We start from the raw sequence: 22,515 nt of genomic DNA, 5'->3' as shown, positions 1-22,515 counted from the left end.
AATAATGTCTTGAGGCGACAGGGGAAATCAGGAGAAGGGTTAACCGCCTGAGGCGCGCAATGCGTCGCCAGCAGGCGGTAATATAACGCCGGGTTTATCAGTAGGCGCTATAGGTGGGCATAAATTACCTTGAATGCCGCATAACGTCCAGTGTCCAGCCTCATGCCATTTGGCCTAGCCGATTATGAATATTGTTATTTTGCCTGCATTTCCCAACAGGAGCCGCCAACTGATTTCAAAGGCGTTTTCAGCCTAAAAACCCTTGCTGCTGAGATGCATGCAGTCGGCTGCGGATCATCTCCCAGAGTTCATCATTGAAGTCAGCCAGGATGCCGGTCTTCGACAGCACCTGTTCCAGTCGAACGCCATTCTCCACCCAGCTTTGACAGCCATTATTCAGGTTGATCAGCACCGGCATCAGCCGATCCATCGCGTAGGCATAACGGGATTCTGGAGTCAGCCTCTCTTCATACTCCAGCCACAAGGCCTTGAACTCGTCTCCCACTTCCGACGGCAACAGCCCGAATATACGTTCGGCGGCCTTCATTTCATTTTCCGTATCCGCATGGGAGGCGGAGAAAACAAACTTGTCGCCCGCGTCAATTTCCACTACGTCATGCAACAACAGCATGCGTACGACCCGGTTGATATCTACTTTTTCTTTCGCATAGCGCTCCAAAGACATGGCCAGCACCGCAATCTGCCAACTGTGCTCGGCGGAATTCTCCCGGCGATCAGTTCCAATCACTTTGGTCATGCGATTGACGCTTTTCAGCTTTTCCAGCTCGACGATGAAACTGAAAATCTTCTCCAGCTCTGCTTTCATGAATGCCATTTCCTCATCACTCTCATCTTAGGCGGCGATTAACGCGGCGGAGTATATCCCCTTAACGTCATAGCAGACACCTCAACAAGCGGAGCGATCACATTTCCGGTGTGCGGCAAGTCCCATTTCTGGGTTTTCATTACAGACATAAATTCTTTAATTTCACATACATACAGATACATACACGCCAGAAACCATTAACTTGCGTTGGCTTATGGTAACCCCCCGGCAGGCACTTCACAGTTTTACGGAAACTGCCTTTAACCCCCTCTTCATGATGCCTATTCTGCGCCCAACGAATGAGCTGAGCGGTACTTTCGAGAGTTATTGATCCGACTATTCACCGTCCCATTCATGGGCAGAACATAAGCAGGTATAGCATCATGTCCAAGGAGTTTTTCACTATCAAATCCCAAGCGGTTTCCACGACTCGCAACAGCTGGAAGACGGCATTTAATTCTTTTCTCATCGGCGGAGCCCTTGTCGCAGCCAGCGCACTGTCCACAACAGCCAGCGCCATGCCGAGCCCCAATCTGTCAGGCATCTACTGTAGCTGTAGCCCGACCACTGAACGCAACTCTTCGGTTTTCCATAACGCCGGTGAAATTGATTATATGGATGGCGTCCTGGTGCGCATCAGCTGGGCGCTGCTGGAGCCGACGCCCGGGGTGTACGACTGGAGCCGTTTGGACAGCCAATTGGCTAAAGCGCAACAGGAAGGCGTGAAAGTCGCGCTGGCGATCACTAACGGAGCGGAGGCGCCGTTATGGCTTAAAGCGCAAGGTGCAGAAACGCTGGATTACCTGTTCCGCAACGTTTACCCCAAAAGCATGCCCCTGCCTTGGGACAGCGTATTCCTGAATCGCTACACGCAGTTTATCGACGCACTGGGGCAGCGCTACGACGGCAATCCGAACATTGAGCTGGTGCATATGACCAACTCCACCACCAACGGCTTCGAGATGCAGTACTTCTTCGACCGTGACACGGAAAACCGATTCAGGGCCATGGGCTTCTCCAACGAAGTGCTGATCGCCTCCTGGAAGCAAATTATGGACGCCTACAGCGCAGCCTTCCCCACCACCAAACTGGATGTGGAGATACATCCTGTATTTCGTAGCCCGGTGGTGGCTCAGGAAGTCGCTGCTTACGGCCACGCCAGCATTGGCCCACGATTCGGCCTGTTCGCCGCATGGTTCAGCGAGGAGAACGCCATGAACGCTTATCCAGAAATGTACAACCTGCTGGTGTCAGCGCAGGCGACCAGCTTTGCAGCGGTGCAGATCGTCGGCACAGCATCTTCCGACCGCGCGAATATCCAACTTACTGAAGAAGAGTTGCTCGGAGCCATTCAGTTCGCCCTGGATTCCGGCTTCAACTATATCGAAGTCTGGGCGGCGGACCTGAAAAGCGATGCGTTGAGCGACAATCTGATGCTCGTGCACACCAGTATTCAATTGGCGTCACAATAATCCCCCCATTCGGCGAGGCTTGCCGAAACTCTCTCTCCACAAGGAATCAGTGACCATGGCGACCTGTAAACACACAGGGAACGGGATCATTTTGTCCCGTCAACACAACGCCGGTCCTATTCAGGGCCGGCGTCCCTGCGTCAACAAGGCATAAACCTCATCCGCCGCTCAATACGATGTCAGGTTATTGAGAATGGTTCTTCACATAGGCTTCCACGTCAAACCAGAGTGACTCGTCATCCAAAGGCGTTTGTTTGGTCAACAGCGGGTTGTGTAACGAAAAGATGCGTCGATGTTTGAAGTCCACCGCCTGCAGCGCGCGGCGATGAGGCTCAAACCCATATAGCAGGCGTTCGAATTTGCCATTATCGATGGCTTTGCGCAGACCCAGACGTAACCGCTCCGCCAAATCCGCGTCTTCGCGCCGTACGAAGAAGTACACCGCCGTTGGGTAGTGCAGCAGAATACTCTCCTCAACCATCAGGCTATCCTGGTCGAGCGCCACCAATTCATCCCAGGCCTCCAGCACACTGCGCGGGAAATAATCAAATCCCCCTTGCGCTAACAATTTGAAAAGCCCCTTGTACCAGGAGCTGGTGTTAAGCCGATAGCCATTCGCTTGCAGGATTTGCGTATCCGGCCAGTCGTGTCCCTGATAAGCCAGCAGCGTCTTAAGCTGCTCAGGCTCGGTGATCGCGTTAAACTTGAAACGATCCTCCTTGCGAATGACCAACACGCGATACCCAATCAGCCCCTGCATCAGAGGTATTCTGATCGCGTGATAATTGGTTTCCCTCTCCTCCGAGGTCATGGACCAGACGACATCGACGAGTCCCTCCTGCAGACTTTTAAACGCCCGTCCCTGCGACATCGGCGCCTGAATCTGCTTCATTTCATATGGCCCCACGTCCGATGTGGACTCTTCCAGCGTCAGATGCAACAGGCCAATGAAATAATTTTTACGAATATCGCCAACGTCTTCCGGCCCCACATGGCGCACCACCACCGGTTCCGCGCTGGCGCCGGCGGATATGACAAGACAACCGCTAAGACACAGACATAACAGATAACGCACGTGGCTCCCCGCTCTGCGGCTCGCTCGCAGAACTCTGTCACCCGCTCAGAATTAATTGCCGCCCATTGACCTGCGCGAGAGATCGTCTCAACAAGTCACAGGCATTATTTTTCAGTATAGAACAGCGGGAGAAATACTCTCGTTACGGACGCCAGGAGCCCCGACACAGTTGGTCGACTCGCTTGAGAAGAGTGGGAATACGGTGCTTGCCGCTCATTGAGAGAATCCAGTCCCGAGCTTGCGCCAAAGGAACCCCGACGGCGGAAACATACAGAGGTTTAAGGCTGTCGCCGCGTAAGATTTCACGGTCCGGCGGCGTGTCCAGAAAGGCTTTTTTCGCCACGCCAATAATCGGGATACGTTGCTGCAAAGCGTTATGCAGATGCATGCCGAGACCGGGACGATCCTCCGCGCCCAGCGTGACATAGCCGTCCACGACAACGATATCCAGGGTTTCGGGAATAGTGTCCAGCAACTGCAGGATACACGGCAGCTCACGCTTGTAGAACTGGCCGGGCTCATAATCCTGCACCTCGCTGACTTGCGTCAGGACCGCTCGCGCCGGCTCCGAATCATTCCAATCCTCGAACAGAACGCCTGCGACGGTCGCGCCGCCACCGTCTTCGTATTGTACGTCTACAGCTAGAATCAATGTTTCACCTTCTCTGGACGGACGATGTAAGGCATCAGTTTCGCCATATTGCGGGCGTCGTCAATACCACGGTGATGGGAGCCTTCCAGAGACAAACCGGCAACTCGCAAGGCTCCCGCCATGCCATACTTCTTCTTAAGCCCTTGCGTCGCTGAGAACTGCTTCTTGATATTCAGATGCCCGCTGGCGAAGGGATAGGCGACCTGATGATATTGGCAGTCCTGCTCGAATTGAGCTTTATCGTAATCGCCCCAGGAGCAAAACAGATAGTTGGGATATTGGCGCATCCAATCTTGCAGAGACTCGATCGCCTCCGGGTAAGTCGGCGCATTATCGACTTGTTTCTGCTTGATGGTAGTCAGTTCGCGACAGAAGTCCGTTAACTGCGGGTGTCGCACAGGTCGAATAAAGGTTTGGAACTCATCGACCACCGCCAGAGACGTCGCGTCCACCAGCACTGCGCCGATTTCAATGGTTTCCATTTCCCTGCGGGGAACGGAGCCCTGGTCGCAACAGGTGGCCTCAAGATCAATAATCAGGTAGTAGTCAGGTTTTACAGGTAAATCCATTTTAAACCTTCTTCAATAACTTCTAATGTCAGAGATAACGCCTTCGCAAACTCGACGGCGTTATCTTAGAATTTTCGCGAGGAGTTAGCCTCCTTCGCTGTTTTTGCGCACGCCAAAGCAATGCTCCATAGTCGGGAACTCGCCGGAGCGCACTTCATGAGCGTACCTGGAGAAAGCCTCTTTAATCGGTTGGCTTAAATCCACGTAGCGTTTGGCGAATTTGGGCGTATAACCCGAAAACAGGCCAAGTATATCCTCGGTGACCAGTACTTGACCATCGCACTCCGGGGAAGCGCCGATGCCGACAGTGGGGATATTCACCGCCGCTGTCACTTTGCGCGCCGCCTCTTCAAAAGCGCCCTCCACCAGCAAGGCGAAAGCGCCCGCTTCTTCAAAGGCCCGCCCTAGTTTGACGAACGCGTCAATCTCCTCCTCGGTGCGGACCTGCGCCTTGAATCCGCCCTGCACATTTGCATGCTGTGGCGTGAGGCCAATATGCGGCATTACCGGAATGCCTCGGCGCACCAGAAAATCGACGGTTTCCAGCAACTCAGACCCACCTTCCATTTTCACGCCCTGCGCCTGCGTCTCCACCAGAACTCTGGCTGCATTGCGATAGGCCTGCTGCGGCGATTCCTGAAAGGTTCCGAACGGCATATCGACAATCACGCAGGCTTTGCTGACTCCCCGCGTCACTGCTGCGCCATGGTTGATCATCATATCCAGCGTGACGGACATGGTGGAGTTAAAACCGTAGGCCACCATACCGGTGGAGTCGCCGACGATAATCAAGTCTACGAATTCATCCATCAGCTGCGCCATGGGCGTGGTGTATGCCGTCAGGGAAACGATGCTTCCCTTGCCCTTCATCGACCGTAACTGCGGAATAGTGATGCGCTTTCTGTCAACGTGCGTACTCATAAACCCTCCCAGGTCCGTCGCCTTTGCATATTCAGTATTTTCAGTTAGTTGCATGGGATGGTTATTTTTATTTGGGCAAAACTATAACCAATTATTATGTTTTCCCCAATAACATTAACCGCCACAGATCAAGCGACGCCATCATTCCGGAAGCGAGCTTGAGGATACATGCTAAGCTAGAATCTAAGGCTTGCTGGCGATGCAGGAACCATTGTCATGTCCACCCGAAAAGACAGAGGTTTCCCTTAAGGGAGCGACGGCGTTCCTCATGCAGCAACAACGCTGGACGGCGATGCCGCCGGCGCCAAAATCCAACGCAGCGGAACTCTTGGACGAAGCGACATATGAACAGCCAGCCTGGCATAAAGGAAGGCGCCACTCTTGACCGTCCCATGCAGCAGCCGGATAGCGGCGGCCCAGGGAGGTCCAAATGGCTGTATCGCAGCGCAGCGATAATCATCACTGTGGGCGTGATCGCCGCTGGCTTCTATATTGACCGTCTCAATAACATTCGCCATGAGCAGGAAATCCGCAATGACGTGCTCAGTCAGTTGAGCGTGGTGCGCGCGCGCCTGGAAGGCTCCATCAGCAGCAATATTCAAACCGTCCGCGGGCTGGTGGCGGCGATCAGCGTCGAGCCGGACATGAATCAGGACCGCTTTACCGAGTTCGCCTACCCGTTATTCGACGGCCGCGCTCAACTGCGCAATATTGGCGCAGCGCCGGACATGGTTATCCGGCTGATATATCCCCTGCAGGGCAATGAAGGCGCCATCGGACTGGACCTAAGCGCGACGCCCAACCAGCGGGAAGCCGCCGAGCAGGCGCGGAGTTCCGGACAACCTCTGGTGACGGGCCCCGTCAACCTGGTGCAAGGCGGATATGGTTTTATCGGCCGTATTCCGGTCTTCACCTACTCCGACAGCGGTAAAAAAGAGCGCTTTTGGGGACTGGTGTCCGCGGTTATCGACGTCGATGAACTGTACAAAGCCAGTGGCCTGACAAGCGCAGCTCAGAGGCTGGATATCGCCATTCGCTCCACCTATGACAACGATACGGACAGCGATGTATTTTTCGGCGACCCGGACGTCTTTCGCGCCAATCCGGTCATCGCGGAAGTCACATTGCCCAACGGTTCCTGGCGTATCGGCGCCACGCCCCTGGGCGGCTGGCCGCAGCTGGCGGAAGGAGCCATTGCGCTGCGCCTGAGCATGCTCACTATCGGTTTGTTGATACTGGCGCCGACCTTATTGGTGTTCCGGCAAATGCGTAAGCGCCATGAAAATGAAAGGCTGCTGCGCAGCCTGTTCGACATGTCCCCCCTTGGCATCGCTCTCAACGACTATAAAACCGGCGACTTTCTGGAGGTCAATAATGCGCTGCTGGGGCCTACCGGCTACACTCGCAAAGAGTTCATGATGCTGAGTTACTGGGACATCACCCCCAAAGATTACGAGGAAATGGAGTCGCAGCAACTGCAGCAACTCAGTATTCGCGGGCGCTATGGCCCTTATGAAAAGGAATACATCCGCAAGAACGGCGAGCGTTATCCTGTACTGCTGAATGGCGTGCTGATTTCCGACACACAAGGCCGCGAATATATCTGGTCAATCATCGAGGACATTTCCGATCGCAGACAGGCGGAGGCGGCGGGCCGCATCGCACGCCAGCAGATTGAGCAATCCCAGAAAGAGTTGCAGAACTTCTTCGACCTCTCCACCAACTTCCTCTGCATCGCCAATACCGAGGGCTACTTTGAGAGAATCAACTTCACTTTCAGCAAAGTGCTGGGGTACTCGGAAAAAGAACTGTTGTCCGAGCCCATCATCAGTTTCGTACACCCTGACGATGTGGAAAGCACACAGTTGGAGTTGAAGAAGCTGGCGCAGGGCAAGCCCTCCATATCTTTCGTCAATCGTTACCGTTGCTATAGCGGGGAAGTCGTGACGTTGTTGTGGAATGCCGCCTGCGACCCGGTTTCAGGTAAATTTTATGCAACAGCCGTGGATATTACTGTTCAACGCAATGCTCAGTTGGAGTTAACGCAGGCGAAAGAGGCCGCGGAAGCCGCCGCACGCGCCAAGAGTGATTTCCTGGCGACCATGAGCCACGAAATCCGTACGCCAATGAACGGCGTCCTCGGCATGCTGAACCTGGTGCTGCACTCCAACCTGGATTCGGAACAGTCACGTAAGGTCAGCATCGCTAAATCCAGTGCGGAATCCTTGCTGAGCCTCATCAATGACATCCTTGATTTTTCCAAGGTGGATGCAGGAAAGCTGGAGCTGGAGCTGCTCGACTTCGATCTACGCCATCACCTGGATGAATTCGCCGGCACTATGGCCTTGCGGGCGCAGGAGAAAGGGCTGGAGTTGGTTCTGGATCAAAGCGCCGTCGAGCAATCCATGGTGCAGGGCGATCCTGGACGCTTGCGTCAGATTCTCACCAACCTGGTCAGCAACGCCATCAAATTCACCTCCGAAGGCGAAATCGTCATTCGTTGCCAGTTACAGCCGGAAGGCGGCCACCTGCTGTTAACCATATCCGTGAGCGACACTGGCATCGGCATTCCCTCAGAAAAGATCAGCGGGCTATTCGAGCCCTTCACACAAGTGGACGCCTCAACCACCCGCCAATTCGGCGGCACCGGGCTTGGGCTGGCCATTTGCAAACGACTCTGTGAGTTGATGGAAGGCGGCATCACCGTACACAGCAAACAGGGGAAAGGCAGTTGTTTCGAGTTTTGCATCCGCTTACGGCGCAGCGAACTGACGCAGCCGATTCTTCCCAAAGTGGATATGCGCGCACTCTCTCTACTGGTCGTGGACGATAACGCCGCCAATCGGGAAGTGCTCTGCGGGCAACTCAGGCTGTGGGGCGCCCATGTGCTTGAAGCCGAAAGCGGCGCTGAGGCGCTCGCCATGTGCGAAGCCAAGATCAATGGCTCTCCCGCCGCCTATGGCAGCCCCTTTGATATCGCCGTACTGGACATGCATATGCCGCAAATGGACGGGGCCATGCTGGGGCGCGAACTCAAGGCCAATCCCGCCTATCGCAACATGGCGCTGGTGATGATGACCAGCATCGGTCACCGGGGCGACGCCCGCTATTTCGCAGAGCTGGGCTTCAGCGCTTACCTGCCCAAACCCGTCACCGTATCAGAGTTGAGCGCCGCCCTGTCAGTTGTGGCGGAAGGCGGCGATGCCTTACGTCAGGCCAAACCTTTGGTCACCCGTCATTACGCTCGCTCTTTGCCCGCCCATCATGTCCCGGAGCCGGAAAGCGCGGTAGCGCATCCGATCATGCAGTGGCCGGCGCAGAGCCGCCTGCTACTGGTGGAGGACAATCAGGTCAACCAGGAAGTAGCGCAGCTGATGCTGGAAGAAATGGGGCTGCCGGCGGATGTCGCTGGCAATGGCCTGGAAGCGCTGGCCGCGTTGCAAAGCGCGCTGGAAGAAGCGCCTTACAACCTGGTGCTGATGGATTGCCAGATGCCGGAAATGGACGGCTATGAAGCCACTCGCCAAATTCGCGCAGGCAAAGCCGGCGAGCACAACCGCCATATTCCCATCGTCGCCATGACCGCCAACGCCATGAAAGGCGATCGCGAGAAATGTCTCGCAGCGGGCATGGACGACTATCTCAGCAAACCGATTAGCGCCAGCGGGCTGGAGGAAAAACTCAAACTATGGTTGTTTCGCCGCTCTACCGCAAAACCGGGCGCCCAGTCCTACGCCAGCGTCGAAGAGGAACGTTGCGATACCGAAAGCACGGCGCAGACGCCACTACTGCTATGGGATGAAAAAGCGGCGCTGGAAAGCCTGATGGGCAAACACGCCTTATTAAGCCGACTACTGAGCGGATTTTGCAGTCGTCTTTCGGACCGTTTGAGTTCCCTGCATGAAGCCATCGGTGAGAACGATACCGGCAAAGTGGAATTCATCGCCCACTCGATCAAAGGCGCAGCGGGCCAACTGCACGCACAGCAGTTGCAACAGGCCGCCGGCGCGTTGGAAAACGCCGCCAGCCTGGACGACATAGAAGAGGTCAACCGCCTGTTGCCGGATTTCATCACCGCTTGTGAGCAGCTGGCCCGGCATTTCGATCACTACCTCAACACTCGTCCAGTCAGTTAACGCTCCGCTGGCTTTCGTCGGTAACGCTACAGACCGCCGGAAACGTCCAAAATAGAGCCCGTGACATAGGAAGCTTCGCTCGACAATAACCACAAAATCGCCCTGGCCAGTTCTTCCGGCTGGCCGCCCCGGCGCATGGGGATATTTGCTTTCACCCGCTCCACTCTTCCCGGCTCGCCGCCGCTGGCGTGAATCTCTGTGTACACTGATCCGGGCCGGACGCCGTTCACCCTGACGCCTTCCAGCGCCAGTTCTTTCGCCAGCCCCACTGTCATAGAATCAACAGCGCCTTTGGAAGCGGCGTAATCAATATACTCGCCTGGAGAGCCCAGTTTCGCTGCGGTGGAAGAGACATTGACGATAGCGCCGCCCTGACCGCCATAGCGGGTGGACATACGCTTGACCGCCTCCCGCGCGCATAGGAAGTAGCTGACGACATTGTTACGGAAGATACGCGCCAGACGCTCGGCGTCCATGTTGTCCAGCCGCATCTGGCGCTCCAGCACGCCGACGTTGTTGACCAGCGCCGTGACGCTCCCGAGTTCGCGATCCACCGCGGCAAACAGCGTCTGCACGCCCTCTTCTTGCGAAACGTCGGCCTGTACGGCGATCGCTTCGCCGCCTCGCGCCAGAATCAAGTCCACGACCTGCTGCGCCGCCTCATGATTTCTCAAGTAGTTCACGCAAACGGCGAAACCGCGTTCTCCCGCCAGCGCCGCCATCGCCGCGCCAATACCCCTTCCCGCGCCAGTAATAATGACGACTTTTTTGCTGGTTAATACGCTGCTCATGTAGCAAAAGCCCCTTGGTAAACGTTTCTCTAATTCAACACTATGAACCAAAGAGTAACGCAAAAAAGCGCCTTCGCGACCTATCGGAAAGTCTGCTTTTCGAGTAAAGCCAATGCCTCTGATATCAGCGAGGCATTGGCGGTTGAGAGGCTACTGCCCGCATTCAGTCCCGTTAAGCTTGATGCTCGCAGGCATATTGGCGGGAGCGGAGCCTTTTTTACCAATGAAGCCGAAGGTGGAGGTTCCGCCGTTGGCGGCCAAGGTTCCATTCCATTGCGTCGCTGGAACCGCTGCGGTCACCCCAGCGCCATCTGCGCTGAAGTTAGCGTTCCAGCCATAGTCGAAGGTTTCGCCTGACCCAAGGGTCCAGGCCAGCTCGTATCCACGCACGGGTTCATCGCTGTTATTGGTGATGGTCACCACGGTATGGAATCCACCGTCCCATTCATTCACCAGATCGTAATCGACCGAGCAGTCCGCCGCCGGCTCATCGCCGCCTTTCTTCACCTGCAGGTATGCGTTCGCCACCCCTGCATCCGTTTTCGCATACATCTTGTTCGCCACCGCATCGCGCACTGGAGTCACCGCGCCCTCCGCATCCGCGACGCCTACCTTAACCTCCTGCGCCGTCGCGTTGATCGCCTGCGCCAGCGCATAAGGCCATTCCGTCGCTGCGGAGTCCGCTTCCCCCAGAGTCAGTGGTTGCGCCGGGTAATAGAGGTCGCGTCCATCCTGCAGCACCACACGCACGCTGACCTTATCGCCTGCGGCCAGATTCACTGGCTGCGCAGTGAGCGCGCCCAAGTCCAGCCAGGGGGATGAGCCTGCCGGCAAGTGGGTGATGGCGACATTGGCGTCATCACTTTCGTCGGTATTGCTCACATGCAGAGAAATAGTCACGCGACCTGCGGTTTCCGGATTAGCCAGACGCAAGGTGGCGACCTTCTGACTGGCCCCCTCCAGCTCATAAAGCCCTGGATTCTGTGACGATACGCTCCATTGATAAGACAGGCCTTCGCCTTGAGATTCGCCAGCATCCAGACGCAACTCCCCTGCTCCGGTGAACTCGCTGACATCAGGGGTCAGATCGATTTTTGCGAAAACGTTTTCACCATCACCAGGGTCGCTCCCATCAAACATCACATCAACACATCCATGGAAGCGCTCAAAAGTGTATTGATTACGCCCCCACTCGCCATATATCACATGCCGTCCGCTACGCTCTGGAATGTCGCAAGTCGTACGGAAACGCGCGTTACCTTTGTCCGGCTCAACATTGGGATTGGCGTCCGGGTTTTTGTCGTCATAGTTCAGAACGCAGAACGCCTCTTCTTCAAAGTCATCCCAGGTTAAGGAACGTCCGGCTTGAAACTGGAACCCTGGTTTGGTGATCCAGTAGCGGAATTCTTCCGTGTCATCAAAATGGGGGCCCCAGGAGATATTCCAGGTAAAGGTTTTCGGGCCTGGACTCAAGTGGGAGACAGGCCAGTCAATCGCGCTGTCCCAAGGCGTGGCGCCGCCCTGCCAGGTCTCGCTGCCGAAACCACAGACGTGCTCGGGCAACGGGTCCACCACAGCGCGCCCCTGTGCGTGAGTCAACACGCTCATGAACTGATAGCCGCCTATAGGGTCCTGGGCGAAAGCGCCGCGACATTCTTCGTATTCAGCCGTTCCATTGTCGATTTCATCAGGCTTGGTCACCGCCCCGCAATACCAGTTGCGGGAGGGAGGATCTTCGATAAGGCCATGGGCGTTGACGCCGCCGGCCAGACACGCCAGCAATGCGCCGGCGCAAACGGATCGATAGGTTCTGTTCATTGCTGTTCCTTCCATAAACTCATTACTTGGCGGTATTGGGCGCGTGTCTCGCGCTCTATTAAAAAGCATAGCATTCAATTTATGAATACGTTTTCATAATCCGAGTTCGCACGGGACGGGTAAATCCCCCATACGCCCTAGAAAAATGGGTTGAGCTATGAAGAAAGGTTGAACGGCGCGTATAAGTGCTTGCTTTTGGCTGCCGTCAGCCGCAGAAAAACATGACGGAAAAGCAGGCCCCATCATAGAGCCTGCGCGGAGATAACGATTAATGCAGAATGATGCGCGCGTTCACGCCTTGTACGGGACGATTGGTGGGGCCCCCCATGGTTTCCACAAACTGGTTGATCTGCTCTTTGGAAGCCGTGCGAGATTCCTTCATCACCAACCAGCGCACGCCCTCGGAACAGGGCGGCGTCGTCAGCGAACCGTTAAAACGATAGTAGCCGGCGTTCGCCGACACCATATCGCCAGCGTTGACGTCCGTCGGCAACGCCTTGGAGCTACCAGCCTCAGTCGGCATATGTTCCCAGACTTTCGCCAGATGCTCGTTGTGTTCGCCCTCTTTGTACAGCACGGAAAGCACCGCCAGCTCGCCTTTGTCATTGGCGTGCACAAAGTGCGCCTCCAGCGGGAAGCTCTCGCCATTCACCGTATTCTCGCTGGGAGAATGAAAATGAAACTGCTTGAGTTCGAATTCCCCTCCTTCCACGCGGGCTTTACTGCCCGGCTTGTAATTCACCTGAATAGTATGGCCATTGTTAATGACCTCATGACCGCCACTGTTGTAGCGCATATCCACAGCGGGCAACTCGCCTTTGATAAGACCAGTAATGTCCACTGGCGACTGGTTCTTCCCAGCGGAACAAGTGGCGTATTCCGGCTTCAATTCTCCCCAGCGCTCAGGCGCGTCATAACCCCAATGCGTTTCACTACTGGACCATGCCTGCCCACACGCGGTCACGCCGGCCAATACCCATATCAGACGTCTGATCATATGCCTTTCTCCTCGTTGACAAAAATATGCAACCAGACACCATCTAACTTGTTGTTTTCTGGCTCATTATTGTTTTAAAAACATATTTACCCGTTTCGACGCCCGCTGACAACCCACAAGACGAAACGCTCACTGCTTCAACGTGGCCAAAAACTCAAAGAACTCAATAAACTTGTCTTTCCCCATGCTGCGCGCCGTCGCCAGTTGCCCGCCCCGGGTGGCGAACAGCACTTTGTCGTCGTTATCAGTAACCACAATTGAGGGGATGCCTTTTTCTATGGGGTTGCCATAGTTCTCGACAATATCCAGGTTCTTGTCCCAGTCGCCGATATCGACTTTTACAACCTTGAAGTGTTTGCTGACCAAAGCGGCGATTTCAGCATCCTGCATGGCCTCGTCGAAGACGCGACAATCGGGGCACCAGTTAGCCCCGAAGGTCAGCAGAATCAGTTTATGATCCTCGCTCGCGGCGGATCGCGCCGCCTGAATATCGCGTTTGGCGTCGGCGTTTTCATCATAGGGCAAAGGGCCTGCGGCGGTGGTGAAAGACAGCAGACCCAACATCAGACAGACGCAGATCCTGATCAATCCATTCATGTTTTTCTCCTTGAAATGATTCATGGCGGTTAACGATTACAGGCAGCTTTATAAGACACAGAGAGACAATGCTGCGCTGGCGGGAAATATTAATATCATGGAGACAGAATTGTCATGTTATTCACCAGACACAGGGGTGCGCCTGCGCGGCGGCTAGTCGTGGGAGACAGGGCCTGACATGCGCAGGATCTGTGTGCCTGGTGAGGTTTTGTCTGCCTGAAGAGTATTTGTCTGTCTGATAAACAGTATAAAAAACGTTCTCTGCGACGCCTGGATTTCCAACATATTGACGATTTTTTCGCCGCGACCCCGTCCCAAAGCGCCGGAGATACTATAATCCTGCCTTGAGGATTCCCTTTTGCAGTCAGACCTTTATAGTGTATAGCCCCGTCAGGAAGCTCCTCGCCATGCCGACGGGTAGAAAAAACAAAGGAGTACGTCTGCGGATGAGTTTGTATTTAATCCCTCTCGCGCCCCTGTTGGGGGCGTTGGTTCCTCTATTCTCCGGACGCTCGGGCCGTAGCGCCCTGGCGCTCTCCGTCGCGTTATTCCCCGCCTGGGCGCTGGTTTACGTCCTGATCCAGGCGCAGGCCGTGCTGGACGGTGAGACGTTGCGCTTCACCCTGGACTGGATACCCGCCATCGGGCTGCAACTGTCTTTCCGGCTTGATGGGCTAGGTCTGTTGTTCTGCCTGCTGATACTGATTATCGGCCTGTTGGTGATACTGTACGCGCGCTACTACCTTTCAGAACAGGAAAACATGGGAAGGTTCTATTCCTACCTGCTCCTGTTCATGACGGCGATGCTCGGCATCGTTTTATCCAATAACCTGCTGCAGCTCTGGATTTTTTGGGAACTCACCAGCATCAGCTCATTCCTGCTGATCAGTTTCTGGTCTCATAAAAGCGAAGCGCGCAAAGGCGCGCGCATGGCGCTGGCCATCACGGGCGCGGGCGGGCTTGCTTTGCTGGCGGGGCTTTTGCTGATAGGGCATATCGTCGGCGACTACAGTCTGGACACCGTGTTAGCCAATGGCGCACTGATCAAGACGCATCCCGCCTACCCCGTGGCTCTGATTTTACTGCTGCTGGGCGCATTTACTAAATCCGCTCAGTTTCCTTTCCATTTCTGGCTGCCTCACGCCATGGCCGCGCCGACGCCAGTCAGCGCGTATCTGCACTCCGCGACTATGGTGAAAGCCGGTATTTTCCTGTTGGCGCGCATGTACCCGGCCATGTCCGGCACCGATATGTGGTTCCTCGCGGTGAGCATGACAGGCTTGATCACACTGCTCTACGGCGCCTTCACAGCCCTGTTTCAACACGACCTGAAAGGCCTGCTGGCGTACTCCACCATCAGCCACCTCGGATTGATCACCTTGCTGCTGGGCATGAACACCCGTCTGGCGGCGGTGGCGGCGGTGTTTCATATTATCAATCACGCCACGTTTAAGGCGTCGCTGTTTATGGCGGCGGGGATCATCGACCATGAGTCCGGCTCCCGCGACATGCGCAAACTCAACGGCCTGTGGAAATACATGCCGCATACGGCGGCGCTGGCGATGGTGGCGGCGTCTTCCATGGCGGGCGTACCGCTGCTGAACGGATTCCTGTCCAAAGAAATGTTCTTTGCGGAAACCCTGGACCAAAGCACTCTGGGCGGACTGTCCTGGGTTATCCCTGTGCTGGCGACAGTCGGCGGCGCTTTCTCCGTGGCCTATTCGCTGCGTTTCATTCACGACGTCTTTTTCAACGGCGAGCCCATCGACCTCCCGAGAACGCCCCACGAGCCGCCTCGCTATATGAAAGTGCCGGTGGAGATTCTGGTGGCGCTCTGTCTGTTGGTGGGCGTGTTTCCCAACTATGTCGTCAACGATCTGCTCAACGCCGCCTCAGCGGCGGTGCTGAACGGACGCCTGCCGGATTATAGCCTCGCCATCTGGCACGGCTTCAATATTCCCATGTTGATGAGCTTCGCCGCTATGGGCGGCGGTCTCTACATCTACTACAACCGCCGCACGTTGTTCCAGTTTCACGCGCAATTCCCGCAGCGCGACGCCAAGCAGACTTTCGAGGGGGTAGTGCAATACATATCCAGACAGTGCGAACGCTGCATCGACGTACTGGAAAACGGCTCCCTGCAACGCTATGTATTCCTGTTGCTGCTGTTTGCGCTGTTATTCATGGCGGGCCCATTGCTGGACTTGCATCACAGCGCCGGCTCCCGGCCGCAGATTGAACTCAATGGCGTAGTGCTGGTCGGCGCCATACTCCTCAGCCTGAGCGCCGTGGCGACCGTAATATGGGCGCGGCGTCGGTTTGTCGCGCTGCTGTCGCTGTCAGTGACGGGGCTGATCGTCTCCATCGCCTTCGCCTACTTTTCGGCGCCTGATCTGGCGTTGACGCAGCTGTCCGTTGAGATCATTACCGTCATTCTGTTGATGCTGGCCCTGTTTTTCCTGCCGCAATCCTCGCTTAAAGAGTCCAGTCCCAATCGACTGACCCGCGACCTCAGTTTGGCGGCGCTGATTGGCGGCGTAGTGGGCAGCATCAGTTACGCGCTGATGACCCGGCCGCTGCAGAGCATTTCAGATTACTACCTGACCCACAGCAAAACCGGAGGCGGCGGCGACAATGTCGTGAACGTCATTCTGGTGGACTTCCGCGGCTTCGACACCCTGGGAGAAATCACCGTGCTGGGCATCGCCGCTCTGGGCATCTACAAGCTGATCGCAGGAATGCGCATATATATGCCTGCGAGCGATGAAAGCGGCCGCCCCTGGAGTCAGGACCGCCATCCGATGATCCTCGCCTTAGTGTCGCAAAACCTGCTGCCTCTGGCTTTGCTGGTGTCCGTTTATATTCTGCTGCGCGGGCATAACCTCCCCGGCGGCGGCTTCATTGCCGGCCTGATTACCGCGGTGGCGATCATTCAGCAGTACATCGCTCATGGGGTGGACTGGATCAAGCACCGCGTGCGCATCAACTATCAGGCCCTGATCGCCGGGGGCATACTGCTGGCCGCCCTCACCGGAGCCGGCGCATGGTTATTTGAGCGCCCCTTCCTGACCAGCTGGTTCGATCATTTCCACTTGCCCTGGATTGGCGACTTCGAGCTCGCCAGCGCCATGCTGTTTGATCTTGGCGTCTATCTGACGGTAGTGGGGGCCGCCATGTTGATCCTGGCGAACCTGGGCAAACTCACCACCAGCGAACGCCCGGCTTATGAAAACGGCGACGCCCCGCGCGCGCCGGCGACGCATCACAAAGAGGAGTTATAAATGGAAGGCGTTTACGCATTCTGTGTCGGCCTGCTGACGGCCTGCGGCGTATTCTTATGCCTGCGCGGACGCACTTTTTCTGTGGTGCTGGGACTGACGCTGTTGTCCTACGCCGTCAACCTGTTCCTGTTCGCCAGCGGACGCCTTACCCTTTACGGCGCAGCGGTTTTGGGGGCGACAGACAAGTATGGCGACCCTTTGCCTCAGGCATTGGTGCTGACCGCTATCGTCATCGGTTTCGCCATGACCGCCTTTCTGGTCATACTGGCGATGCGTTCACGGGCGGATCTGGGCAATGATCACGTGGACGGCCGCATTCCCTCCGAACCGTCTGTGGTGCAAAGGCGTACGGGGAGAAAAGGATGATGCAGCATTTGCCGATACTTCCTGTCGTCATCCCCCTACTGGCGGGCGTACTGTTATTACTGCCGCCGATCTGCCACTCTCTTCCCAGACAAAGAATCGTCGCGGTCGCGGTGAATCTGGCGTTGATCGCCGTCGCCATTATCTTGTTGCAGCGGACCCATCTGGACGGCGCGTTGACCTACGCACTGGGAGACTGGCCGTCGCCGTTCGGCATTGTGTTAGTGGCGGACCGCATTTCCGCACTGCTGACCTTGCTCACGTCGTTGTTAGGATTAGGCGCCCTGCTGTACGCCTGCGCTGGCGACGACAACAAAGGCATGTACTTCCATCCGCTGTTCATGTTGCAGCTGATGGGCGTCAACGGCGCATTTCTCACTGGCGACATCTTCAATCTGTTTGTGTTCTTTGAAGTCTTGCTCATCGCTTCCTATGCGTTGCTGATCCACGGCGGCGGCAAGCAGAAAACCCGAGCGGCGGTGCATTACGTAATTCTCAATCTGGTCGGCTCCTGCCTGTTTCTGTTCGCATTGGGAACGCTTTACGGCGTGCTGGGTACGCTCAATATCGCGGATATGGCGGTCAAAGCCACACTGCTGGGGCCGGAAGAACAGCCGCTGGCGAAAGCGGGCGGGCTGTTATTACTGGCTGTTTTCGGACTCAAGGCTGCGTTGCTGCCGTTCTATTTCTGGTTGCCGCGCTCCTATTCTTCCGCATCGGCGCCCGTGGCGGCTCTGTTCGCCATCATGACCAAAGTGGGGGCGTACAGCATATTGCGCATTCACACGACAATTTTTGGCGTCGGCGCCGGGGCGCTGGCTGAAATCGCCACCCCCTGGCTGCAGCCTCTGGCTTTAATGACGCTGGTCATCGGTTCCATCGGCGCGCTCGCCAGCCCCAGCCTGCGTGCATTGACCGCTAATCTGACGCTGGTCTCCATGGGTATTCTGCTAACCGCCATTGCTCTGCAACGCGCCGACGCTACCGCAGCGGCGCTGTATTACACCATTCACACCACGCTGGTTACCGGCGCCTTGTTCCTGTTGGCCGATATGATCGGCCGTCAACGCGGCAAAGCGGAAGATCGTTTCGTCGCCACCCGGCGCATGCAGCGCCCGCTGGCTCTGGGCGTCGCCTTTGTGATCGCCGCCGTGGCCGTCGCCGGCGCCCCGCCACTATCGGGCTTTGTCGGCAAAGTGCTGCTGCTGCAGGCCACTGAAGGCCCTTTGGAGGCCAGTTTCATCTGGCCTGCGGTATTGGTCAGCGGGCTGGCGGCGATCATCGCTCTGTCGCGCGCAGGCTCCTCTCTATTCTGGCGCCACAGTGACGACTCTCCCGTCGCAGAACCAACGCCGATGTTGCGGATGCTCGCGGTTTACCTGTTGTTGGCGGCCTCGCCGTTATTGGTGGTGTTCGGCGGCCCCATAACCGAATTTGCTAACGCCGCCGCAATGCAGTTGCACAACTCCGCCGCCCTGGGCGGGCTGATGCAGCAAGGAGGTTCCTGATGGCTAACAGACTGCTCATGTTCTGGTTTCCTTCTCCCTGGCTCAGCCTGCTGTTGTTTGTCTCCTGGTTGATGCTCAATAACAGCGCGGCCCCAGGTCACTTGGTTCTGGGCGGCTTTTTAGCCATCGCCATTCCGCGACTGACCGCCAGACTTGGCGATCCTCAGCCCACGATAAAACGGCCCCTGCTGGCGGTGGGCTACGTTCTGCGCGTGCTTGGCGACATCATTCGCGATAATTTCCGCGTCGCCGTACTGATCATGGGACCGAACCGACGCTTACAACCCGCCTTCGTGGCCGTGCCTCTGGCGTTGCATGAGCCATTGCCGGTCTCCATTCTCGCCGGCACCATTTCGCTGACCCCCGGCACAGTCAGCGTGGAAGTGTCCGAGGATAAACTCTGGCTTTACATCCATACCCTGCAACTGGACGACGAGGCGGAGCTTATCGCGCATATCAAAGGCCGCTACGAAGCCGCCTTGAAGGAGATATTCAAATGTTGAATCTGGCTCTGCAAATCGCGATCGGCATGGTGTCCGTCGCTATGCTGCTGAACCTCTGGCGCCTGCTGCTGGGCCCGGAATCCGCCGACCGAATTCTGGCCCTGGAAACCATGTACCTCAACAGTATGGCTTTGATCGTCCTGTTCGGGCTCTGGCAGGGCGCCGCCCTGTTCTTCGAAGCCGCATTGCTGGTGGCGATGCTGGGCTTCGCCAGTACGGCGGCGCTATGCAAGTTTCTCTTGCGCGGCGACATTATCGAATGAGGCCTGAAAGGCTAGTGAGAGCACTGATATGAGTTTTACAGTAGAACTGATTGTTTGCGCCCTGGTTCTCCTTGGAGGGCTCTTCGCCCTGCTAGGCTCCATTGGCGTACTGAAATTGCGCGATTTCTACACCCGCTTGCATGCGCCGACGCTGGCCGCAACGATTGGCATGGGATCACTGCTGATCGCCTCCATTATCGCGTTCAGCGTGCGCGAGCAAAGCCTTTCCGCCCATGAGCTGTTGATTACCTTGTTTGTGATGATCACCGCCCCGGTCACCGCCCATATGCTGGCGAAAGTGGCCCTGCATCAGCGACAGAAATCCGCGCCTAATACGCATAATCAAGCACTGACGGAAAGAATTCGCAAACGCCTGCCGCCTGAGTAAAAGAAACTCGGAAATACGACCCATTAAAGACGCAATCATATCCGGCCGAAGGGGAATTCTTCTTCGCGCCGGGTCTTCGCTATCGCGTCCACCGAAATAATCGAGTAAAATACTCGGCCATTTTTTAATCAATTCTCCCGGTGAACTTTCTATGCACGCGGCGCGTCCTCTGTTTTCCTATCAACGCTATTGGGCTGAATGCTTCGGCACGGCGGAATTTCTGCCGATGTCGCGCAAGGAAATGGAGGCGCAGGGCTGGGACAGCTGCGACATTATCATCATCAGCGGCGACGCTTACGTCGATCATCCCAGCTTCGGCATGGCGGTGATCGGGCGTTTGTGGGAGTCCCACGGCTTTCGCGTTGGCATCATTGCACAACCGGACTGGTCCTCGAAAGACGCCTTCATGGCGCTGGGCAAACCCAACCTGTTCTACGCGGTGTCCGCCGGCAATATGGACTCCATGATCAACCGCTACACTGCAGACCGTAAACTGCGCCACGACGACGCCTACACGCCCAATAACGAAGGCGGCAAACGTCCAGACCGCGCCGTACTGGTGTATACCCAGCGCTGTAAAGAAGCTTACAGTGACGTGCCGGTGCTGGTCGGCGGCATTGAGGCCAGTCTGCGCCGCATCGCTCATTATGATTACTGGTCGGACAAAGTACGCCGTTCGGTTCTGTTCGACTCCAAAGCCGACCTGCTGGTTTACGGCAACGCGGAAAGAGCAGTAGTGGAGATCGCTCATCGCGCCGCCGCCGGCGAGCACATGAAAGACATGACCAATATTCGCGGCACAGCCTGCGTATTGTCTGAGTTGCCCCATGACTGGGAAATGAAAGACTCCACCCGCATCGACAAACCCGGTAGAGTCGATCCGCTGCCCAACCCCTATGTGTACGCCAATGAGGAAGGAACGGAAGAAGGCTGCGGCTCCAAGCAGGCCGTCGCTAATGAACCGGAAGAGCAAGTCGTGCATATTCTGCCTCCCAGCGGCGGCCACAAGCGCTTTATTCAACTGCCCTCCTACGAGAAAGTACGCAACGACCCTGTTCTGTACGCGCATACGTCCCGCGTGCTGCACCTGGAAACCAACCCGGCCAACGCCCATACGCTGGCGCAGAAGCATGGCGACCGTTACCTGTGGATGAACCCGCCGGCGATTCCGCTACAGACCAAGGAACTGGATGACGTATTCGAATTGCCTTTCCAGCGCATTCCTCACCCGGCGTACGGCAAGGCGCGTATTCCCGCTTACGACATGATCCGCTTCTCCGTGAACATCATGCGCGGCTGTTTCGGCGGCTGTTCGTTCTGCTCCATCACCGAACATGAGGGGCGCTGGATTCAAAGCCGTTCCCAGGATTCCGTCATCCGCGAGATCGAGAATATTCGCGACAAGACCCCCGGCTTCACTGGCACTATCTCGGACCTGGGCGGTCCTACCGCCAATATGTATCACCTCAACTGTAAGAGCGAGGAGATTCACGCCAACTGTCGTCGTCTGTCCTGCGTCTATCCGACGATCTGTAAAAACCTGAAAACCGATCACTCGGAGACCACTCAGCTATATCGCCGCGCACGTGCACTTCCCGGCGTGAAGCGGGTGATGATCGCCTCAGGCTTACGCTATGACCTGGCGGTGGAAGATCCTGAATACGTGCGCGAGCTGGTGACTCACCATGTCGGCGGCTATCTGAAAATCGCACCGGAGCATTCTGAGGAAGCGCCCCTGTCGAAAATGATGAAGCCAGGCATGGGCACCTACTACAAGTTCAAGGAGATGTTCGAACGCTTCTCCAAAGAAGCGGGTAAAGAACAGTATCTGATTCCTTACTTCATCGCCGCCCACCCAGGCACCACGGATGAAGACATGCTGAATCTGGCGATGTGGCTGAAGGAAAACGGCTTCCGCGCCGATCAGGTGCAGGCGTTCTATCCATCGCCCATGGCCAGCGCCACCGCCATGTATCACTCAGAGCGCGACCCCTTGCATCGCATCAACTATAAGACGGACAAGGTATACATCCCGAAAGGCGAACGGCAGCGCCGCCTGCACAAGGCGTTTCTGCGCTATCACGACCCAGACAACTGGCCCATGCTCAGAGAAGCCCTGCAGCGTATGGGCAAAGCGCACTTGATTGGCTACGGTAAAAAGCATCTGGTGCCGCCAACGCAGCCAGCGAATCACCCCAGCGCCAAGAAGTACGGCTCCAAGTTGAACCCGCAAGGCGGACAGCCGCGCAAAGGCCGGATTCTGACGCAACACACCGGTCTGCCGCCCCGCCAGGGCGCAGGCCCTAAACGCGGTAAACCGGCCGGACGTTCACCGGCGAAGGGGCGATAACCGAT

Annotated in this window: 18 protein-coding genes; 9 read left to right on the top strand and 9 right to left on the bottom strand. The window is 56.4% G+C overall.

Annotation, left to right across the window (positions count from 1 at the left end):
- Positions 1–247: 247 nt before the first annotated feature.
- Entirely contained in the window at positions 248–826 is a 579-nt protein-coding gene (locus AC2IBB_RS05185) for an HD domain-containing protein (protein WP_486331840.1), read from the bottom strand.
- Positions 827–1,209: 383 nt separating this feature from the next.
- On the opposite strand from AC2IBB_RS05185, the gene AC2IBB_RS05180 reads away from it, so the two are divergent.
- A complete protein-coding gene (locus AC2IBB_RS05180; RefSeq protein ID WP_486331839.1) occupies positions 1,210–2,298 on the top strand; it encodes a beta-galactosidase in 1,089 nt (362 codons plus the stop codon).
- Between the two features lie 184 nt (positions 2,299–2,482).
- Here AC2IBB_RS05180 and AC2IBB_RS05175 read toward each other — a convergent pair whose 3' ends face one another.
- The 4 genes from AC2IBB_RS05175 to panB all read right to left on the bottom strand — a co-directional run bounded on the left by AC2IBB_RS05175 (position 2,483) and on the right by panB (position 5,515).
- Positions 2,483–3,373 (bottom strand): hypothetical protein, encoded by an 891-nt coding sequence (locus tag AC2IBB_RS05175; RefSeq protein WP_486331838.1) that lies wholly within the window; start codon positions 3,371–3,373, stop codon positions 2,483–2,485.
- A 142-nt stretch (positions 3,374–3,515) separates the two neighbouring features.
- Positions 3,516–4,025: an endonuclease V gene (locus tag AC2IBB_RS05170; RefSeq protein WP_486331837.1), complete on the bottom strand. Its 510-nt coding sequence runs from the start codon at positions 4,023–4,025 to the stop codon at positions 3,516–3,518.
- On the bottom strand, positions 4,022–4,594 hold the full coding sequence (locus AC2IBB_RS05165) for a 3'-5' exonuclease (protein WP_486331836.1): 573 nt from the start codon (positions 4,592–4,594) through the stop codon (positions 4,022–4,024). Before AC2IBB_RS05165 ends, AC2IBB_RS05170 begins: the two co-directional genes overlap by 4 nt.
- A gap of 84 nt (positions 4,595–4,678) precedes the next feature.
- A complete protein-coding gene (gene panB / locus AC2IBB_RS05160) occupies positions 4,679–5,515 on the bottom strand; it encodes a 3-methyl-2-oxobutanoate hydroxymethyltransferase (RefSeq protein WP_486331835.1) in 837 nt (278 codons plus the stop codon).
- A 344-nt stretch (positions 5,516–5,859) separates the two neighbouring features.
- Between panB and AC2IBB_RS05155 the strand changes: the two genes are divergently transcribed.
- Positions 5,860–9,651, top strand: coding sequence for a response regulator (locus tag AC2IBB_RS05155; protein ID WP_486331834.1), 3,792 nt, complete (start codon positions 5,860–5,862; stop codon positions 9,649–9,651).
- Between the two features lie 26 nt (positions 9,652–9,677).
- Here AC2IBB_RS05155 and AC2IBB_RS05150 read toward each other — a convergent pair whose 3' ends face one another.
- The 4 genes from AC2IBB_RS05150 to AC2IBB_RS05135 all read right to left on the bottom strand — a co-directional run bounded on the left by AC2IBB_RS05150 (position 9,678) and on the right by AC2IBB_RS05135 (position 13,854).
- Positions 9,678–10,442, bottom strand: a complete 765-nt coding sequence (locus tag AC2IBB_RS05150) for an SDR family oxidoreductase (protein ID WP_486331833.1) — start codon at positions 10,440–10,442, stop codon at positions 9,678–9,680.
- Between the two features lie 150 nt (positions 10,443–10,592).
- Positions 10,593–12,260, bottom strand: coding sequence for a lytic polysaccharide monooxygenase (locus AC2IBB_RS05145; protein ID WP_486331832.1), 1,668 nt, complete (start codon positions 12,258–12,260; stop codon positions 10,593–10,595).
- A gap of 268 nt (positions 12,261–12,528) precedes the next feature.
- On the bottom strand, positions 12,529–13,257 hold the full coding sequence (locus AC2IBB_RS05140) for a carbonic anhydrase (protein WP_486331831.1): 729 nt from the start codon (positions 13,255–13,257) through the stop codon (positions 12,529–12,531).
- 129 nt (positions 13,258–13,386) lie between these two features.
- Complete coding sequence (locus AC2IBB_RS05135) at positions 13,387–13,854, bottom strand: thioredoxin family protein (protein WP_486331830.1); 468 nt, start codon at positions 13,852–13,854, stop codon at positions 13,387–13,389.
- Positions 13,855–14,300: 446 nt separating this feature from the next.
- Between AC2IBB_RS05135 and AC2IBB_RS05130 the strand changes: the two genes are divergently transcribed.
- The 7 genes from AC2IBB_RS05130 (at position 14,301) to AC2IBB_RS05100 (ending at position 22,510) form a co-directional block, all read left to right on the top strand.
- Entirely contained in the window at positions 14,301–17,135 is a 2,835-nt protein-coding gene (locus tag AC2IBB_RS05130; protein WP_486331829.1) for a monovalent cation/H+ antiporter subunit A, read from the top strand.
- Positions 17,136–17,501: a Na+/H+ antiporter subunit C gene (locus AC2IBB_RS05125; RefSeq protein ID WP_486331828.1), complete on the top strand. Its 366-nt coding sequence runs from the start codon at positions 17,136–17,138 to the stop codon at positions 17,499–17,501.
- Complete coding sequence (locus AC2IBB_RS05120; protein WP_486333924.1) at positions 17,501–19,006, top strand: monovalent cation/H+ antiporter subunit D; 1,506 nt, start codon at positions 17,501–17,503, stop codon at positions 19,004–19,006. The genes AC2IBB_RS05125 and AC2IBB_RS05120 overlap by 1 nt, the downstream gene beginning before the upstream one ends.
- Positions 19,006–19,509 (top strand): Na+/H+ antiporter subunit E, encoded by a 504-nt coding sequence (locus tag AC2IBB_RS05115; RefSeq protein ID WP_486331827.1) that lies wholly within the window; start codon positions 19,006–19,008, stop codon positions 19,507–19,509. Before AC2IBB_RS05120 ends, AC2IBB_RS05115 begins: the two co-directional genes overlap by 1 nt.
- Positions 19,503–19,772, top strand: coding sequence for a K+/H+ antiporter subunit F (locus tag AC2IBB_RS05110; protein WP_486331826.1), 270 nt, complete (start codon positions 19,503–19,505; stop codon positions 19,770–19,772). The genes AC2IBB_RS05115 and AC2IBB_RS05110 overlap by 7 nt, the downstream gene beginning before the upstream one ends.
- 28 nt (positions 19,773–19,800) lie before the next feature.
- The gene (locus AC2IBB_RS05105) at positions 19,801–20,160 is read left to right on the top strand and encodes a Na+/H+ antiporter subunit G (protein ID WP_486331825.1); all 360 of its coding nucleotides are present in this window, start codon (positions 19,801–19,803) and stop codon (positions 20,158–20,160) included.
- A gap of 151 nt (positions 20,161–20,311) precedes the next feature.
- Positions 20,312–22,510 (top strand): YgiQ family radical SAM protein, encoded by a 2,199-nt coding sequence (locus tag AC2IBB_RS05100; RefSeq protein ID WP_486331824.1) that lies wholly within the window; start codon positions 20,312–20,314, stop codon positions 22,508–22,510.
- Positions 22,511–22,515: the final 5 nt, after the last annotated feature.

Source organism: Hahella sp. NS-SX17 (genome assembly GCF_057367735.1).
The sequence above is the reverse complement of the archived record's forward strand: the minus strand, read 5'-3'. Positions and strand labels throughout refer to the sequence as shown.

Excerpts from the sequence above, each read along its gene's own strand:
- panB (WP_486331835.1), bottom strand. The coding sequence starts at position 5,515 with ATGAGTACGCACGTTGACAGAAAGCGCATCACTATTCCGCAGTTACGG.
- AC2IBB_RS05155 (WP_486331834.1), top strand. The coding sequence starts at position 5,860 with ATGAACAGCCAGCCTGGCATAAAGGAAGGCGCCACTCTTGACCGTCCC.
- AC2IBB_RS05135 (WP_486331830.1), bottom strand. The coding sequence starts at position 13,854 with ATGAATGGATTGATCAGGATCTGCGTCTGTCTGATGTTGGGTCTGCTG.
- AC2IBB_RS05150 (WP_486331833.1), bottom strand. The coding sequence starts at position 10,442 with ATGAGCAGCGTATTAACCAGCAAAAAAGTCGTCATTATTACTGGCGCG.
- AC2IBB_RS05115 (WP_486331827.1), top strand. The coding sequence starts at position 19,006 with ATGGCTAACAGACTGCTCATGTTCTGGTTTCCTTCTCCCTGGCTCAGC.
- AC2IBB_RS05130 (WP_486331829.1), top strand. The coding sequence starts at position 14,301 with ATGAGTTTGTATTTAATCCCTCTCGCGCCCCTGTTGGGGGCGTTGGTT.
- AC2IBB_RS05185 (WP_486331840.1), bottom strand. The coding sequence starts at position 826 with ATGAAAGCAGAGCTGGAGAAGATTTTCAGTTTCATCGTCGAGCTGGAA.
- AC2IBB_RS05180 (WP_486331839.1), top strand. The coding sequence starts at position 1,210 with ATGTCCAAGGAGTTTTTCACTATCAAATCCCAAGCGGTTTCCACGACT.
- AC2IBB_RS05145 (WP_486331832.1), bottom strand. The coding sequence starts at position 12,260 with ATGAACAGAACCTATCGATCCGTTTGCGCCGGCGCATTGCTGGCGTGT.
- AC2IBB_RS05100 (WP_486331824.1), top strand. The coding sequence starts at position 20,312 with ATGCACGCGGCGCGTCCTCTGTTTTCCTATCAACGCTATTGGGCTGAA.
- AC2IBB_RS05110 (WP_486331826.1), top strand. The coding sequence starts at position 19,503 with ATGTTGAATCTGGCTCTGCAAATCGCGATCGGCATGGTGTCCGTCGCT.
- AC2IBB_RS05105 (WP_486331825.1), top strand. The coding sequence starts at position 19,801 with ATGAGTTTTACAGTAGAACTGATTGTTTGCGCCCTGGTTCTCCTTGGA.
- AC2IBB_RS05140 (WP_486331831.1), bottom strand. The coding sequence starts at position 13,257 with ATGATCAGACGTCTGATATGGGTATTGGCCGGCGTGACCGCGTGTGGG.
- AC2IBB_RS05165 (WP_486331836.1), bottom strand. The coding sequence starts at position 4,594 with ATGGATTTACCTGTAAAACCTGACTACTACCTGATTATTGATCTTGAG.
- AC2IBB_RS05125 (WP_486331828.1), top strand. The coding sequence starts at position 17,136 with ATGGAAGGCGTTTACGCATTCTGTGTCGGCCTGCTGACGGCCTGCGGC.
- AC2IBB_RS05120 (WP_486333924.1), top strand. The coding sequence starts at position 17,501 with ATGCAGCATTTGCCGATACTTCCTGTCGTCATCCCCCTACTGGCGGGC.